At 74.4% G+C, this 15,445-nt stretch carries 15 protein-coding genes; 11 read left to right on the plus strand and 4 right to left on the minus strand.

The genetic code is table 11. The features are described 5' to 3' along the window. Positions 1-36: 36 nt before the first annotated feature. The 7 genes from ACZ4WZ_RS24660 (at position 37) to ACZ4WZ_RS24690 (ending at position 9,809) form a co-directional block, all read left to right on the plus strand. Entirely contained in the window at positions 37-855 is an 819-nt protein-coding gene (locus ACZ4WZ_RS24660) for a cupredoxin domain-containing protein (protein WP_467893531.1), read from the plus strand. A gap of 5 nt (positions 856-860) precedes the next feature. Next, a complete protein-coding gene (locus tag ACZ4WZ_RS24665; RefSeq protein ID WP_467893473.1) occupies positions 861-2,363 on the plus strand; it encodes a hypothetical protein in 1,503 nt (500 codons plus the stop codon). Between the two features lie 44 nt (positions 2,364-2,407). Next, positions 2,408-3,028, plus strand: a complete 621-nt coding sequence (locus ACZ4WZ_RS24670) for a TetR/AcrR family transcriptional regulator (RefSeq protein WP_467893475.1) — start codon at positions 2,408-2,410, stop codon at positions 3,026-3,028. A gap of 247 nt (positions 3,029-3,275) precedes the next feature. Then, positions 3,276-5,567 (plus strand): molybdopterin oxidoreductase family protein, encoded by a 2,292-nt coding sequence (locus tag ACZ4WZ_RS24675; RefSeq protein WP_467893477.1) that lies wholly within the window; start codon positions 3,276-3,278, stop codon positions 5,565-5,567. A gap of 73 nt (positions 5,568-5,640) precedes the next feature. Further along, positions 5,641-7,167 carry a CitMHS family transporter gene (locus ACZ4WZ_RS24680; RefSeq protein WP_467893479.1) on the plus strand — a complete coding sequence of 509 codons (1,527 nt, stop codon included), beginning with the start codon at positions 5,641-5,643 and terminating at the stop codon, positions 7,165-7,167. A 98-nt stretch (positions 7,168-7,265) separates the two neighbouring features. Continuing rightward, on the plus strand, positions 7,266-8,678 hold the full coding sequence (locus ACZ4WZ_RS24685; protein WP_467893481.1) for an aldehyde dehydrogenase family protein: 1,413 nt from the start codon (positions 7,266-7,268) through the stop codon (positions 8,676-8,678). A 51-nt stretch (positions 8,679-8,729) separates the two neighbouring features. Further along, positions 8,730-9,809: a Zn-dependent alcohol dehydrogenase gene (locus ACZ4WZ_RS24690; RefSeq protein WP_467893483.1), complete on the plus strand. Its 1,080-nt coding sequence runs from the start codon at positions 8,730-8,732 to the stop codon at positions 9,807-9,809. A gap of 70 nt (positions 9,810-9,879) precedes the next feature. On the opposite strand, the gene ACZ4WZ_RS24695 is transcribed toward ACZ4WZ_RS24690, so the two are convergent. Next, positions 9,880-10,530 (minus strand): TetR/AcrR family transcriptional regulator, encoded by a 651-nt coding sequence (locus ACZ4WZ_RS24695; protein ID WP_467893485.1) that lies wholly within the window; start codon positions 10,528-10,530, stop codon positions 9,880-9,882. A gap of 86 nt (positions 10,531-10,616) precedes the next feature. On the opposite strand from ACZ4WZ_RS24695, the gene ACZ4WZ_RS24700 reads away from it, so the two are divergent. The 3 genes from ACZ4WZ_RS24700 to ACZ4WZ_RS24710 all read left to right on the plus strand — a co-directional run bounded on the left by ACZ4WZ_RS24700 (position 10,617) and on the right by ACZ4WZ_RS24710 (position 12,920). Then, positions 10,617-11,771, plus strand: a complete 1,155-nt coding sequence (locus ACZ4WZ_RS24700) for an acyl-CoA dehydrogenase family protein (protein WP_467893487.1) — start codon at positions 10,617-10,619, stop codon at positions 11,769-11,771. A gap of 109 nt (positions 11,772-11,880) precedes the next feature. Beyond that, a complete protein-coding gene (locus ACZ4WZ_RS24705) occupies positions 11,881-12,168 on the plus strand; it encodes a YiaA/YiaB family inner membrane protein (protein WP_125602665.1) in 288 nt (95 codons plus the stop codon). A 107-nt stretch (positions 12,169-12,275) separates the two neighbouring features. Further along, complete coding sequence (locus ACZ4WZ_RS24710) at positions 12,276-12,920, plus strand: TetR/AcrR family transcriptional regulator (protein WP_467893489.1); 645 nt, start codon at positions 12,276-12,278, stop codon at positions 12,918-12,920. Here the strand turns inward: ACZ4WZ_RS24710 and ACZ4WZ_RS24715 are convergent. Next, positions 12,911-13,372 (minus strand): MaoC family dehydratase, encoded by a 462-nt coding sequence (locus tag ACZ4WZ_RS24715; protein ID WP_467893491.1) that lies wholly within the window; start codon positions 13,370-13,372, stop codon positions 12,911-12,913. The genes ACZ4WZ_RS24710 and ACZ4WZ_RS24715 overlap by 10 nt on opposite strands. A 168-nt stretch (positions 13,373-13,540) precedes the next feature. On the opposite strand from ACZ4WZ_RS24715, the gene soxR reads away from it, so the two are divergent. Continuing rightward, positions 13,541-13,990, plus strand: a complete 450-nt coding sequence (gene soxR, locus ACZ4WZ_RS24720) for a redox-sensitive transcriptional activator SoxR (RefSeq protein WP_467893493.1) — start codon at positions 13,541-13,543, stop codon at positions 13,988-13,990. Here soxR and ACZ4WZ_RS24725 read toward each other — a convergent pair. Both ACZ4WZ_RS24725 and ACZ4WZ_RS24730 read right to left on the minus strand, forming a co-directional pair. Further along, on the minus strand, positions 13,965-14,729 hold the full coding sequence (locus ACZ4WZ_RS24725) for a 3-keto-5-aminohexanoate cleavage protein (protein WP_467893494.1): 765 nt from the start codon (positions 14,727-14,729) through the stop codon (positions 13,965-13,967). The genes soxR and ACZ4WZ_RS24725 overlap by 26 nt on opposite strands. Further along, positions 14,726-15,322: a hypothetical protein gene (locus ACZ4WZ_RS24730; RefSeq protein ID WP_467893495.1), complete on the minus strand. Its 597-nt coding sequence runs from the start codon at positions 15,320-15,322 to the stop codon at positions 14,726-14,728. Before ACZ4WZ_RS24730 ends, ACZ4WZ_RS24725 begins: the two co-directional genes overlap by 4 nt. Between the last annotated feature and the right edge of the window lie 123 nt (positions 15,323-15,445).

Consider the following 15,445-nt stretch of genomic DNA (forward strand, 5'->3'; position numbering starts at 1 on the left):
ACCCGCCCGCACCGGCGCTCCGCCCGCACGGCGGCGCTGGCGGCCCTGCTCCTGCTGCTCGCGGCCGGTACGGCGACGGGCTGCGGAGGCAGGGCCACCACCCACCACAAACCCGGCACCACCCACGAACAGGCCACCGGCAGCGCCGGCACCCTGCTCGACGCCCAGGACGGCGGCGGCCACCGCCTGCGCGAGGTCCCGGCCCAGGGCGCACCCGAGGTGAAGCTCACGGCCCGCCCCGACCCGGAGGACGGCTGGAACCTCCAACTGGCCGTCGCCCACTTCCGCTTCACCCCCGACAGCGTCGGCGGCGCCGCGCTCACCGGCGCCGGCCACGCCCACCTGGAGCTCGACGGCCGCAAGCTGGCCCGGGTGTACGGCCCCTGGTTCCACCTGCCCGCGGCGCAGGTGCCCGAGGGCGCGCACACCCTGACCGTCCGCCTGTACGCCGACGACCACACCGCCTGGGCCGTGGCCGGCAAGCCGGTCGAGGCGGCGGTGACGCTGACCGCGGGCCCCCCGGGCCAGGGGGCCCACAGCCACCCCGCGTCCCCGCCGGCCGGCGCACCGGCGACCCAGTCGGCCCCACCGGCCGACCGGACCGTCACCCTCGCCGTCAGGGACGGGAAGGTGGTACCCGCCACCGGCCGCACCGAGCTGAAACGAGGCGAGCGCCTCGCCCTGCGCGTCACCAGCGACCGCGCCGACACCCTGCACGTCCACGGCTACGACAAGGAACTCGCCCTGCCCCCCGGCCAGGAGGCCACCCTGGTCCTGACGGCCGACCGCACGGGCCTCTTCGAGGTCGAGACCCACGAGTCCCGGCTCGTCCTGACCCAGCTCCTCGTCCGATGAGCCCCATGGCCGTCCTGTTCCCGCTCGGCGCGGCCACCCCCGGAGCCGGACCGGCCCTCCGCGCCGCCGGGCTCCCGGCCCGCGCCGCCGCACCCGCCGGATGGCCCGCCGCAGCCCCGGAATGGCCCGGCACCGCCCCGGAATGGCTCGCCGCACCCGCCGGATGGCCCGCCGCACAGCCGGGCCCCGGGCCGGGCCGGGGCGTGGTCCTTCACCCGGCCGACCCGTCGGCCCTGCTCGCGCACGGGATCGGATCCCAGCACGATCTGCCGATCTCCCCCTTCTACGCCTTCGCCGGAGCCTTCGCGGCGCTCTTCGTCTCCTTCCTCGCACTCGGCCTCCTGTGGTCCGCCTCCCGCTTCCGCGGCGACCGCTCCGGCCTCGCCCTGCCCGCCGGGCTCCAGCGGGTGGCCGACGCGCCGGCCACCCGCACCGCCCTGCGCGGGCTCGGCATCGCCGCGGCCCTCGCCGTACTCCTCCACCTCCTCCTCGGTCCCGACGACCCCGGCCGCAACCCCGCTCCCGGCGCCGTCTACGTCCTGCTGTGGGTCGGGATCGTGCCCGCCTCCCTTCTCCTCGGCCCCGTCTGGCGCCTCCTCAACCCGCTGCGCACCCTGCACCTCCTGCTCTCCCGGGCCCGGCGCCGGCCGCCCGGGGCCGGCCGCCCCCTGCCGCCCCGGGTCGGCCAATGGCCGGCCGCCGCCGGACTGTTCGGCTTCACCTGGCTCGAACTCGTCGCTCCCGATCCCGCGTCCACCACCGCCCTCCTGTGCGCCCTCACCGCCTACACCGCCGTCCACCTGCTGCTCGCCGCCCGCTTCGGCGAGAGCTGGTTCGCCGAGGCCGACGCCTTCGAGGTCTACTCCGGCCTCCTGGCCCGGCTCTCTCCCCTCGGCCGCCGCAGCGACGGCCGCCTGGTCCTGCGCAACCCCTTCCACGGACTCGACGCGACACCCGAGCGGCCCGGACTCGTCGCCACCGTCTGCGTCCTGCTCGGCTCCACCGCCTACGACGGCTACTCCGACAACCCCTCCTGGATCAACGCCCTTCAGACTTTCCCTCTCGGCCGCACCCCCACGGCCACGCTCGGACTGCTCGCCTCCATCGCCCTCGTCGCCACCCTGTACTGCCTGTGCGCCGCGGCCACCCGCCTCGTCAGCGGTCCTCACCCGCGACCGCTGACCGCCTTCGCGCACTCACTCGTGCCGATCGCCCTCGGCTATCTCACCGCTCATTACTTCTCCCTTCTCGTCACCGAAGGACCACGCACAGTAATCATGGCACTGGGCACTGACAACGCCCCCGATCCCAGTCCCCCCTTGGGTCCGGGCGGCCTCGCCGCCCTCCAGGTGATCGCCGTCGTCGTCGGCCACGTACTCGGTGTGATCGCCGCCCACGACCGGTCCGTACGCCTCTTCCCGCCGGACAGGGCGGTGGCGGGCCAACTGCCGCTGCTCGCGCTGATGATCACGTACACGATCGGCGGGCTGTCCCTCCTGCTGAACTGAGGAGCGGGCCCGTACCGCTGGACCCACGAGCCAGGAGCGGCATGATGGACCCCGTGCCTCCCGCCCACCCCCTGCGCAGGACCCCGGTCCAGCAGCGCAGCGCCGACCGCCTCGCCCGGATCCTCGACGCCTGCGCGGAACTCCTCGACGAGACCGGCTACGAGAACCTCAGCACCCGCGCCGTCGCCCTGCGCGCCGGCGTGCCCATCGGCTCGGTCTACCGCTTCTTCGGGAACAAGAGGGCCATGGCCGTCGCCCTGGCCCAGCGCAACCTCGAGCAGTACGCCGAAGGCATCGAGCGGCGGCTCGCCCTGCTCCCGGCCACCCACTGGCGACCCGTCGTGGACGCCGTGCTGGACGAGTACCTCGCCATGAAGCGGAGCGTCCCCGGCTTCGCCCTCGTCGACTTCGGGGTGCCCGCCCCGCCCGCCGAAGGCCCCGCCTCCGACCCCAACGACCTGGTGGCCGCACGCCTGACCGGGCTCCTGTGCGCCCACCTCGGGCTCACCCCCGGCCCGGAACTGTCCCGGGCGGTCCTGGTGGCCGTCGAGGCGACGGACGCGCTGGTCCAGCTGGCCTTCCGGGTCGATCCGGCCGGGGACGCCGGCATCGTCGCCGAGACCCGCGCCATGATGCACGCCTACCTGGCCCGGGTCCTGGACTGACACCCCGCGTACGGGCTCCCCGGGGAACAGGGCTCCGCGGCGGGCGCGAACGCGCGGCCTCGACCCCCTCCCCACCGTGCCAACCGGTCGGTATGCTCGGTGCGCCGCCCGCCCCACCGCCGTCCCAGCGCGAACCGCTCCCCGCGTCACTCCCCTCGCCCGTTCCACGCTCGGCTCCACGCGTCCGTGCCGCACGGCGGCCACCGGCCCGCGCCCGCGCCGCAGCCTGCCGCCCCGAGGAGGGCCCATGCCCCGCACCGCCCCGCGCATCTGCCCCCTCTGCGAAGCCACCTGCGGCCTCACCCTCACCATCGAGGGCACCACCGTCACCGGGGCCCGCGGTGACCGCGACGACGTCTTCAGCCGCGGCTTCATCTGCCCCAAGGGCGCCGCCTTCGGAGCCCTCGACGCCGACCCCGACCGGCTGCGCACCCCCCTCGTCCGCCGCGACGGCCAGCTCCGGGAGGCCACCTGGGAGGAGGCCTACGAGGCCGTCGCCGCCGCCGTCCCCGCCCTCGTCCGCGAGCACGGCGCCCAGGCCGTCGGCATCGTGCTCGGCAACCCCAACGTCCACACCATGGCCGGCGCCCTCTACCCGCCGCTCCTCGTCAACGCCGTCGGCACCCGCAACCTCTTCACCGCCAGCACCCTCGACCAGATGCCCAAGCACGTCTCCAGCGGGCTGTTGTTCGGGGACCCCTTCGCCATCCCCGTGCCCGACCTCGACCGCACCGACTTCCTCCTGCTGATCGGCGCCAACCCGGTCGAGTCCAACGGCTCCCTGTGCACCGCCCCCGACTTCCCCGGCAGGCTCAAGGCGCTGCGGGCCCGCGGCGGCACGCTCGTCGTCGTCGACCCGCGCCGGACGCGCACCGCCCGGCTCGCCGACCGCCACCTCGCACCCCGCCCGGGCAGCGACGCGCTGCTCCTCGCCGCGCTCGCCCACACCCTGCTCACCGAGAAGCTCACCGACCCCGGAGCGCTGACGGAACACACCGAGGGGATACGGGAACTCACCGACGCCCTCGAGAGTTTCACTCCTGAGGCGGTCGCCCCCGCCTGCGACCTGCCGGCCGACACGATCCGCGCCCTCGCCCGGGAGCTGGCGGCCGCGCCGACCGCCGCCGTCTACGGGCGGATCGGCAGCTGCACCACCGAATACGGGACGCTCGCCAGCTGGCTGGTGGACGTACTGAACATCCTCACCGGCAACCTCGACCGCCCGGGCGGAGCCCTCTTCCCGCTCCCGGCGGCCGGTCCCCGGCCCCGTCCCGCCGGGCCCGGCAGGGGGTTCGCCCTCGGCCGCTGGCGCAGCCGGGTCAGCGGGCACCCCGAGGCCAAGAGCGAACTGCCCACCGCCGCCCTGGCCGAGGAGATCGACACCCCGGGGGAGGGACGCATCCGCGCCCTGATCGTGATCGCGGCCAATCCGGTGCTGTCCGCTCCCGACGGCCGGCGGCTCGACGCCGCCCTCGCCGGGCTCGACTTCATGGTCAGCGTCGACCCGTACCTCAACGAGACCTCGCGCCACGCCGATGTCGTCCTGCCCCCGCCGCCGCCCTCGCAGAGCGCGCACCACGACTTCGCCTTCAACGGGTTCGCCGTCCGCAACCAGGTCCGCTACACCCGGCCCGCCGTCCCCCTCGAAGCGGACCGGCTCGACGAGTGCGAGATCCACGCCCGCCTCGTCCTGGCCGTCTCGGGCACGCACGGCTCCGCCCAGCCGTCCACCGTCGACGACCTGGCGATCCAGGGCGCCCTCGCCAAGGAGACGGCCGACCGACGCTCCCCCCTGTACGGCGAGGACCCGGAGCGCCTGGCCGGTCTCCTCACCGGCGAAACCGGGCCGGAGCGCCGACTCGACCTGATGCTCCGGCTGGGCCCGTACGGCGACCTGTTCGGCGCCGCCGGCCGCCCGGGCGGCAGCGGCGCCGACGACGGTACGCGGGCCCGTGCGGGCGCGCCCGAAGAGACGGCCGGGCTCACCCTGGAGCGGCTCCTGACCCACCCGCACGGCATCGACCTGGGCCCGCTGCGCCCCCGGCTCCCGGGCCTGCTCCGGACCCGCAGCGGCAGGATCGAGCTGCTCCCGGAGCCGATCGCGGCCGAGCTCCCGAGGCTGCGCGAGGCGCTCGCCGCCCGCCCCGCCGCCCTGGTGCTCGTGGGCCGCCGCCACCTGCGGTCCAACAACAGCTGGTTGCACAACGTCCCGGCCCTGGTCGGAGGTTCCAACCGCTGCACCCTGCACGTCCATCCGCTGGACGCGGACCGGCTCGGCCTGGCCGACGGCGGCCGGGCCCGGATCACCGCGGACGGAGGCGGCCTGGAAGTGCCGGTGGAGGTCACCGACGCCGTCCGCCCGGGTGTGGTCAGCCTCCCGCACGGCTGGGGCCACGACCGGCCGGGCACCCGGCTCACGGTGGCCGGGACCGACCCGGGGGTCAACGTGAACCAGCTGCTCGACGGCACCCGCCTCGACCCGCTGTCGGGCACCGCGGTGCTCAACGGCTTCCCGGTCACCCTGACACCCCTGCCCTGAGCTGGGGTTTTGCTCGTATTGCTCACGCGTGGACGTCTTGTTGGCGCGAGGAGGCGGCACCTACCTTCCCTGCATGCTGACCTTCCTCGGCTTCGCCATGATCGCGACCTTCCTGGTCCTGATCATGCTGAAGAAAATGTCGCCCATCGCGGCGCTCGTCCTCATCCCCGCGCTCTTCTGCGTGTTCGCCGGAAAGGGCGCGCACCTGGGGGACTACGTCATCGACGGCGTCGGCAAGCTCGCCCCCACCGCCGCCATGCTGATGTTCGCCATCGTCTACTTCGGCGTGATGATCGACGTCGGCCTCTTCGACCCGATCGTCCGGGGCATCCTGCGCTTCTGCAAGGCCGACCCCGTGCGGGTGGTGGTCGGAACGGCCGTACTCGCCGCGATCGTCTCCCTCGACGGCGACGGATCGACCACCTTCATGATCACGGTGTCGGCCATGTACCCGCTCTACAAGCGGCTCGGCCTGAGCCTGGTCGTCATGACCGGCGTCGCCGCGACCGCGAACGGCGTGATGAACACCCTGCCCTGGGGCGGCCCCACCGCCCGCGCGGCCACCGCGCTCAAGCTCGACGCGGCGGACGTCTTCGTCCCGATGATCCCGGCGCTCGCCGTCGGCCTGCTGTTCGTCTTCGTCCTGTCCTACGTCCTCGGTGTCAGGGAGCGCCGCCGGATCGGCACCCTGGTGATGCCGGGCGCGGAGGCCCTGGAGGAGGACCTGGTGACGGCCGGTCCCGGCGCCGGGGAGCCCGCCGCGGGCACCCGCGGCGCCGGCTCCGCCCCGGCCTCCGGCGCGCGCCCCCGTACCTCCGCCGCGGCGGGCGCCGAACCCGGTCCGGTGCCCGCCGCCGCGGGCCCCGCCGCGGGATCCGCCGCGGGATCCGGAGCGGGATCCGGAGCGGGATCCGGAGCGGGATCCGGAGCGGGCGCCGCCCTGCCCGACGGCGACGGCTTCCAGGGCCTGGACCCCGAGCGTCCGACCCTGCGCCCCCGCCTCTACTGGTTCAACGCCGGCCTCACCGTGGCCCTGCTCACCGCGATGATCATGGAGCTGCTGCCCATCCCGGTCCTCTTCCTGCTCGGCGCGGCCCTCGCCCTCACGGTGAACTTCCCCCACATGCCGGACCAGAAGGCCCGGATCGCCGCCCACGCGGACAACGTCCTCAACGTCGCCGGCATGGTCTTCGCCGCCGCCGTCTTCACCGGCGTCCTCACCGGAACCGGCATGGTCAAGCACATGGCCGACTGGCTCGTCGGCGCCATCCCCGAGGGCATGGGCCCGCACATGGCCCTGGTCACCGGTCTGCTGAGCCTGCCCCTCACCTACTTCATGTCGAACGACGGCTTCTACTTCGGCGTCCTGCCGGTGCTGGCCGAGGCGGGCGCCGCCCACGGGGTCTCGCCGCTCGAGATCGCCCGCGCCTCCCTGGTCGGCCAGGCGCTGCACATGTCCAGTCCGCTGGTTCCGGCCGTCTACGTCCTCGTCGGCATGGCCAGGGTCGAGTTCGGCGACCACACCCGGTTCACGGTGAAATGGGCGGCCCTCACCTCCCTCGTGGTCCTGGGCGCGGGGATGCTTTTCGGCATCATCTGACCTCCGGGTCCCCGGTCGACCGAAAACTACCGGCGCTAGTTTGTAGGGTGTGCTGGCGAAGTCGGTCCATGCGTTCGGACGTGCTCGGGAGGAATGCCATGAAGGCCCATGACGGGATGTACATCGGCGGGGAATGGCGGCCCGCCGCCGGAGCCGGCCGGATCGAGGTGGTCAACCCGGCCGACGAGCAGGTCATCGCCGCCGTCCCGGCCGGCACCGCCGAGGACGTGGACGCGGCCGTACGCGCGGCCCGCGCGGCCTTCCCCGGCTGGGCGGCCACGGCTCCGGCCGAGCGGGCCGCCCTGATAGGCGCCCTGCGTGACGCGCTCGTCGCCCGCAAGGGCGAGTTCGCCGAGACCATCACCGCCGAGCTCGGCTCCCCGCTCGGCTTCGCGGAGGCCGTCCACGTCGGCGCGCCGATCGCGGTGGCCTCCTCCTACGCCGAACTCGGCGCCTCCCACGCCTTCGAGGAGCGCGTCGGGAACTCCACCGTGTTCCTCGAGCCGGTCGGCGTGGTCGGGGCCATCACGCCCTGGAACTATCCCCTGCACCAGGTCGTTGCCAAGGTGGCACCCGCTCTCGCCGCCGGCTGCACCATCGTCCTCAAGCCGGCCGAGGACACCCCGCTGACCGCACAGCTCTTCGCCGAAGCCGTGCACGAGGCGGGCATCCCGGCCGGAGTCTTCAACCTGGTCACCGGTACCGGCCCGGTCGCCGGCCAGGCGCTGGCCGAGCACGAGGGAGTCGACCTCGTCTCCTTCACCGGCTCGACCGCCGTCGGCAGGAAGATCGGCGCCATCGCCGGCGCGGCCGTCAAGCGCGTCGCCCTCGAGCTGGGCGGCAAGTCGGCGAACGTCATCCTGCCCGGGGCCGATCTGGCCAAGGCGGTCAAGGCCGGCGTCGGAAACGTCATGAACAACTCCGGCCAGAGCTGCAACGCCCTCACCCGCATGCTCGTCCACCGGGACCAGTACGAGGAGGCCGTCGCCCTCGCGGCCGCCGCCGTCGCCGCCTACCCCTCGGGCGACCCCCGGGACCGGGGCACCCGCCTCGGGCCGGTCGTCAACGCCACTCAGCGCGACCGCGTCCGCTCCTACATCGCCAAGGGCGTCGCGGAAGGCGCGCGCCTCGTCGCGGGCGGACTCGACGCGCCCCACGAGCGCGGGTACTTCATCGCGCCGACCGTCTTCGCGGACGTCACCCCCGACATGACCATCGCCCAGGAGGAGATCTTCGGCCCGGTGCTGGCGATCCTCCCCTACGAGGACCACGACGACGCCCTGCGCATCGCCAACGGCACGGTCTACGGCCTGGGCGGCGCGGTGTGGGCGGCGGACGAGGAGACGGCCGTGGCGTTCGCCCGCCGGATGGACACCGGCCAGGTGGACATCAACGGCGGCCGCTTCAACGTGCTCGCGCCCTTCGGCGGCTACAAGCAGTCGGGCGTCGGCCGCGAGCTGGGCGCGCACGGCCTGGGGGAGTACCTCCAGACCAAGTCCCTCCAGTTCTGACACCCCGACCCCCAGCAGTCCCAGCAGCCTCACCACACGGAGACGACGACCATGGTCCGCGCCGCCATCCTGCCCGCCGTCGGAGCCCCGCTGGAGATACGGGAGATCGTGCTGCCCGATCCCGGACCCGGGCAGGTCCGGGTGCGGCTCGCCGCGGCCGGGGTCTGCCACTCCGACCTCTCCCTCACCGACGGCACCATGCGGGTGCCCGTTCCCGCCGTCCTCGGCCATGAGGGCGCCGGGACGGTCCTCGCCGTCGGCGACGGGGTCACCCATGTCTCCCCGGGCGACGGAGTGGTGCTCAACTGGGCACCCTCCTGCGGGGAGTGCCACCACTGCCGGATCGGCGAGGTCTGGCTCTGCGTCAAGGCCCTGGCCGGGGTCGGCGCGGTGTACGCCCATGACGCCGAGGGCACCGAGCTGCACCCCGGGCTCAACGTCGCCGCCTTCGCCGAGGAGACCGTCGTCGCGGCGAACTGCGTGCTGCCCGCACCCGCCGGGATCCCGCTCGCCGAGGCCGCCCTGCTCGGCTGTGCCGTCCTGACCGGCTACGGCGCCGTGCACCACAGCGCCCAGGTCCGCCCGGGCGAGTCGGTGGCGGTGTTCGGCGTCGGCGGGGTCGGCCTCGCGGCCCTCCAGGCCGCCCGGATCGCCCAGGCCGGGCCGATCGTGGCCGTCGACGTCTCCCCGGCGAAGGAGGAACTGGCCCGCGCGGCCGGGGCCACCGACTTCGTGCTCGCCTCCGACACCACCGCCAAGCAGATCCGCGGCCTCACCGGCGGGCAGGGCGCGGACGTCGCCGTCGAGTGCGTGGGCCGCGCGGGGACCATCCGCGCCGCCTGGGAGTCCACCCGCCGGGGCGGCCGCACCACCGTCGTCGGCATCGGCGGCAAGGACCAGCAGGTGAGCTTCCACGCCCTGGAGATATTCCACTTCGCGCGCACCCTCAGCGGCTGCGTGTACGGCAACAGCGATCCGGCCCGCGACCTCCCGGTCATCGCCGAACACGTCCGGGCCGGCCGCCTCGACCTGGGCTCCATGGTCACCGACCGCATCACCCTCGACGGCATCCCGGCCGCCTTCGACGCGATGACCGAGGGCAAGGGCGGCCGCTCGCTCGTGGTGTTCTGACCGGCCGCCCCAGGGGACCGCGCCGACGCGCGGCCCCCGGTGCCCGGAACCGCCCCCCGGCCACCACCCCTTACACCTGCGGCGACCCCGCCTGCAGCCCCTCGTACTGGACGGTCAGGCCGTCCAGCAGGGCCGTCAGGCCCGTTTCGAAGGCGCCCTCGTCCACCTCCCGCTGCCGTTCCGCCAGCAGGTGGGCCTGGCCCAGGTGCGGGTAGTCCGCCGGGTCGTACGCCGCCTCGTCGTCCACGAAACCCCGGGCGAAGGAGGCCACCGCCGAGCCCAGGATGAAGTACCGCATCAGCGCGCCGATGCGGGTCGCGTGGGCCGGGGGCCATCCCGCCGCCGTCATGGCGCCGAACACCGCGTCCGCCAGCCGGAGCCCCGCCGGGCGCCGGCCCGGCCCGCGCGCCAGCACCGGCACGATGTTCGGATGGTCCGCCAGGGCCTCCCGGTACGAGTGCGCCCAGTCGTACAGCGCGCCCCGCCAGTCCTTGCCGCCGTCGAACATCGACAGGTCGACCTTCGCGCTCACCGCGTCCGCGACCGCGTCCAGGATCGCGTCCTTGGTGCGGAAGTGGTTGTACAGGGAGGGCCCGCTCACCCCGAGGGCGGCAGCCAGCCGGCGCGTCGAGACCGCCTCCAGCCCCTCCGCGTCCACGAGCGCGCCCGCCGCCTCGACGATGCGGTCTCTGCTGAGGAGGGGCTTGCGCGGTCTGGCCATGCGCCACATAGTAGGCCCTGCCCCGACATAAACTACCGCTGCTAGTTTAAGAGCCGCGAGCGGCCGGCAGGCCCCGGAGGGACCCCGTGAACCTGGAGCTCAGCGAGGAGCAGGAGGCCGTGCGCCGCCTCGCCCGCGCCTTCACCGACCGCGAGATCGTCCCGTACGCCGCCGAGTGGGACCGCGCGGAGAGCGTGGACCGCTCCATCGTGAGGAAACTCGGCGACCTCGGCTTCCTCGGCCTCACCGTCCCCGAGGAGTACGGCGGCTCCGGCGGAGACCACCTCTCCTACGTGCTGGTCACCGAGGAGCTCGGCCGCGGGGACTCCGCCGTGCGCGGCATCGTCTCCGTCTCCCTCGGCCTCGTCGCCAAGACCCTCGCCGCCTGGGGCACCGAGGAGCAGAAGCGGGCCTGGCTGCCCCGACTGTGCTCCGGCGACGCGCTCGGCTGCTTCGGCCTGACCGAGCCCGGTACCGGCTCCGACGCGGCCGCCCTCACCACCCGCGCCGTGCGCGAGGGGGACGCGTACGTCATCACCGGCAGCAAGATGTTCATCACCAACGGCACCTGGGCCGATGTCGTCCTCCTCTTCGCCCGGACCGACGCCGGCACGCCCGGCCACCGGGGGATCTCCGCCTTCCTCGTCCCCGCCGACAGCCCCGGCCTGACCCGCCGCGAGGTCCACGGCAAGCTCGGCCTGCGCGGCCAGGCCACCGCCGAACTCACCCTCGACGGCGTCCGCGTGCCCGCCTCCGCGATGCTCGGCCCCGAGGGCAAGGGCTTCTCCGTGGCCATGTCGGCGCTGGCCAAGGGGCGGATGTCGGTGGCCGCCGGCTGCGTCGGCATCGCCCAGGCCGCGCTGGACGCGGCGGTCTCGTACGCGGGCCGGCGCGAGCAGTTCGGCAAGCCGATCGCCCAGCACCAGCTGGTCCAGGAGCTGATCGCCGACATCTCGGTCGACGTGGACGCGGCCCGGCTGCTGACCTGGCGGGTCGCCGACCTGATCGACCGCGGGCAGCCCTTCGCCACCGAGTCCTCCACCGCGAAGCTCTTCGCCTCCGAAGCCGCCGTGCGGGCAGCGGGCAACGCCCTCCAGGTGCACGGCGGCTACGGCTACGTCGACGAGTACCCGGCGGGGAAGCTGCTGCGCGACGCCCGCGTCATGACCCTCTACGAGGGCACCAGCCAGATCCAGAAGCTGCTCATCGGCCGCGCCCGCACCGGGGTTTCCGCCTTCTGAACCCCGGTCGTGGAGGGAAACCGCCCCGAGGGCGGGGGCGGGCGGTCTGAGTACCCGTCTGAGTACCCGTGCGGATGTGGCCCGGGTCACGGCGTCCGATCCTGGGCCCATGAACGAGACACCGGTCAAGCAGCAGCACACGGGGGCGTACTACGGCCAGGCCGTCGCCTCCTTCGGTATCGCCCTCGCGGCCGTGGCCGTCGGGATCTACACCATGGACGTCGACGGCTGGGTCCGGGCCTTCCTCGGCATCGCCGTCCTCTACCTGACCACCTCGGCCTTCACCCTCGCCAAGGTCGTCCGCGACCGCCAGGAGGCGACGCAGATCGTCAGCCGGGTCGACCAGGCCCGGATGGAGAAGATCATGGCGGAGTACGACCCCTTCTCGCCGAAGTAGCCGGGAACGGGCCCGCCACGCAGCCCGGAAGCGGTCACTGCCCTAAGCGCTTGCTCACCCTCCGGTAAGCTGGCGTCTTCCCGGTGGACGAAGAGGGTGGGCGAGCGATGGACAGCGCGGCGGAGACGACCGGCGGCTACCAGCCGTGGTCGGAGGTCACCCCCGACGCCGCGCGGCGGCTGCTCGTGGCCGCCGTCGAAGCCTTCGCGGAGCGCGGGTACCACGCGACGACCACCCGCGACATCGCCGGCCGCGCCGGCATGAGCCCCGCCGCCCTCTACATCCACTACAAGACCAAGGAAGAGCTGCTCCACCGGATCAGCCGGATAGGCCACGACAAGGCCCTGGAGATCCTGGAGACCGCCGCCTCCGGTCCGGGGACGGCCGCCGACCGGTTGGACGCGGCCGTACGGTCCTTCGTGCGCTGGCACGCCGCGCACCACACCACCGCCCGCGTGGTCCAGTACGAGCTCGACGCGCTCGCCCCGGAGCACCGTTCCGAGATCGTCGCCCTGCGCCGGCTGAGCGACGCGGCCGTGCGCCGGATCCTGGCCGAGGGCGTGCGGGCGGGGGAGTTCGACGTCCCCGACGTCCCGGGCACCACGCTCGCCGTGCTGTCGCTGTGCATCGACGTGGCCCGCTGGTTCAGCACCGCCGGCCCGCGCACGCCCGACGAGGTCGGCGCGCTGTACGCCGACCTCGTGCTCCGGATGGTGGGCGCGCGCCCGGCCGCCGGGGCGGCTCAGAAGTAGTAGCGGGACACCGACTCCGCGACGCACACCGGCTTCTCGCCGCCCTCGCGCTCGACGGTCACGGTCGCCGCGACCTGTACGCCCTCGCCCGCCTCGGTGACCGCCGTGATGACGGCGGTGGCGCGCAGTCGCGAGCCGACCGGGACCGGGGCCGGGAAACGCACCTTGTCCGTGCCGTAGTTGATGCCCATCCGCATGCCCTCGACCCGCATGACCTGCGGCACCAGGCTCGGCAGCAGCGACAGCGTCAGGTAGCCGTGCGCGATGGTGGAACCGAAGGGGCCGGTGGCGGCGCGCTCGGGGTCCACGTGGATCCACTGGTGGTCCCCGGTCGCGTCCGCGAAGAGGTCGATCCGCTTCTGGTCCACCTCCAGCCACCCGCTCGGGCCGAGCGGCTCGCCGATGCCGGCGCGCAGCTCCTCGGCGGATGTGAAGATCCTCGGTTCGGCCATGCCCTGCCCCTGTCTTCCGCTGTCCACTGCCGGCTTCCGCGGTCCGCTGCCGGTTCCACTACCGGTTCCGCCGGCGGTTCCGGTTCCGGCGCTCAGGCGAATAAGCGCTTGCTCAGCATGCTGGGGCCTGGTGCGTCTGTCAACGGACCTCCGGCTAGGCTCGGGCGTGTGCCGCAGATTCCCGAGAAAGTCCACGAACTGACCGTCGGCCAGCTGTCCGCGCGCAGCGGGGCGGCCGTCTCCGCCCTGCACTTCTACGAGACCAAGGGCCTGATCAGCAGCCGCCGCACCGCCGGCAACCAGCGCCGCTACAGCCGTGAGGCGCTGCGCCGGGTCGCCTTCGTACGCGCCGCCCAGCGCGTCGGCATACCGCTCGCCAGCATCCGCGAGGCCCTGGCCGAACTGCCGGAGGAGCGCACCCCCACTCCGGCGGACTGGGCGCGGCTGTCCGAGAACTGGCGCACGGAACTGGACCAGCGGATCGAGCAACTCAGCCGTCTGCGCGACCACTTGTCCGACTGCATCGGCTGCGGCTGCCTCTCGCTGAAGAACTGCGCCCTGTCCAACCCGGACGACGTCTTCGGCGGGCGCATCACCGGCTCCCGGCTGTCCCAGTAGCGGCCCGGTCCCGGAACTCCAGGGCGGCCGCCACCAGTTCGGCGTTCGAGCGCGCCGGCCGCCCGTCCGGCAGGTGCAGCACCTGAGCCACGCCGATCCGCGCGCCCGCACCGCACCGCGCGGCCAGCCGCAGCACCGGCCAGGCGGCGGCCTCCCGCCCGTACAGCACCACCGGCACCGGCGGCAGCCAGCGCAGCCCGACCACCAGCGCCGGGTCGGCCTCCGCCAGCTCCGCCACCAGCCGGACCCGCCCCGGCTCCGGCGCGGCCCACTCCAGGAACCGGGCCAGCGGCTCCGGCCCGGCCCCGCCCCCGAGCGGCACCACCGCGTCCACCGCCACCCCCCGCTCCAGCAGGGCCCGCGCCAGCTCCCGCGCCCCGGGCTCCGCGAACGGCACCGCCGCCCGGTCCGGCAGCACCGTCCAGGACCGCACCCGCTCCAGCCGCCCCGCCGCGTCCGGCTCGGCCGCTACACCCGCCGGAACCGTCAGAGGTACGCGGACCCCCGCGCCGCGCACCTCCTCCAGCAGGGGCCCGACCACGCGGGGCGAGAGGCTCTCCCGCCCGCACGGGGTCCTCGGGTGCACCAGCACCTCGCCGGCCCCGGCGGCCACCGCCTCCAGCGCGGACCGGGCCAGATCCGCCGGGGACAGCGGCACCGCCGCGCCGTCGGCCGCGTCCCGCGAGCCGTTCAACGCGGCCTGGAGCACCGCCGCACCGGCGCCGCGCGGCCCGCTCACGCCGCGCCCGCCGCCTGGTGCACCACGGCCGAGCCCGCCAGCGCCGGCCGGGGCACCACGATGCCGCAGCCCCCGCAGACCGGCCCGTCCCACGCCCACGCCCCGGCCCACGACCCCGGCACCGCCAGCCCGGCGGGCCAGAACAACTCCTCCTGGCCGCAGACCGGGCACGCCGTCCCCGGCTCCGACTCCAGCGCCGAGACCAGCCGCCGCAGCACCTCGCCCAGCGTCCCCTCCGGCCGCACCCCCGGATCGGCGCACCGCACCACGGCGTCCCCGCTGCCGCCCCAGGCCCACTCCGGCCGCCGCACACCGTCGTGCTTCTCGCGTCTGCGCCGTTCCGCGAACTGCCGCTCGTACTCCAGCCAGACCGCCCGCGCGTCCTCCAGCTCCTCCAGTGCCGCGACGAGCCGCAGGGGATCCGCGCCGCGGTCCTCCGGGGCTATCCCGTGCCGGTCGCACAGGTGCCACCACGTCGCCCGGTGCCCATAGGGCGCGAAGCGCTCCAGGCAGCGCCGCAGCGAGTGGCGCCGCAGGGCCCGGTCGTTGCGTGCGTCGCGCACCTGATAGGCCAGACTCCGAAAACCTGCCAACGTACCTTCACCTCCGCCGTGCCATGCCCATACCCGTGACCGCGTCACTCCGTCGAACGAAGCGACCCCCCGCGACGTGCCCAACATGCCCGGCGGGGTGTGGGCGCATGCGGGGGCGGTCGA

This window comes from Streptomyces sp. NPDC029122 (genome assembly GCF_055569445.1).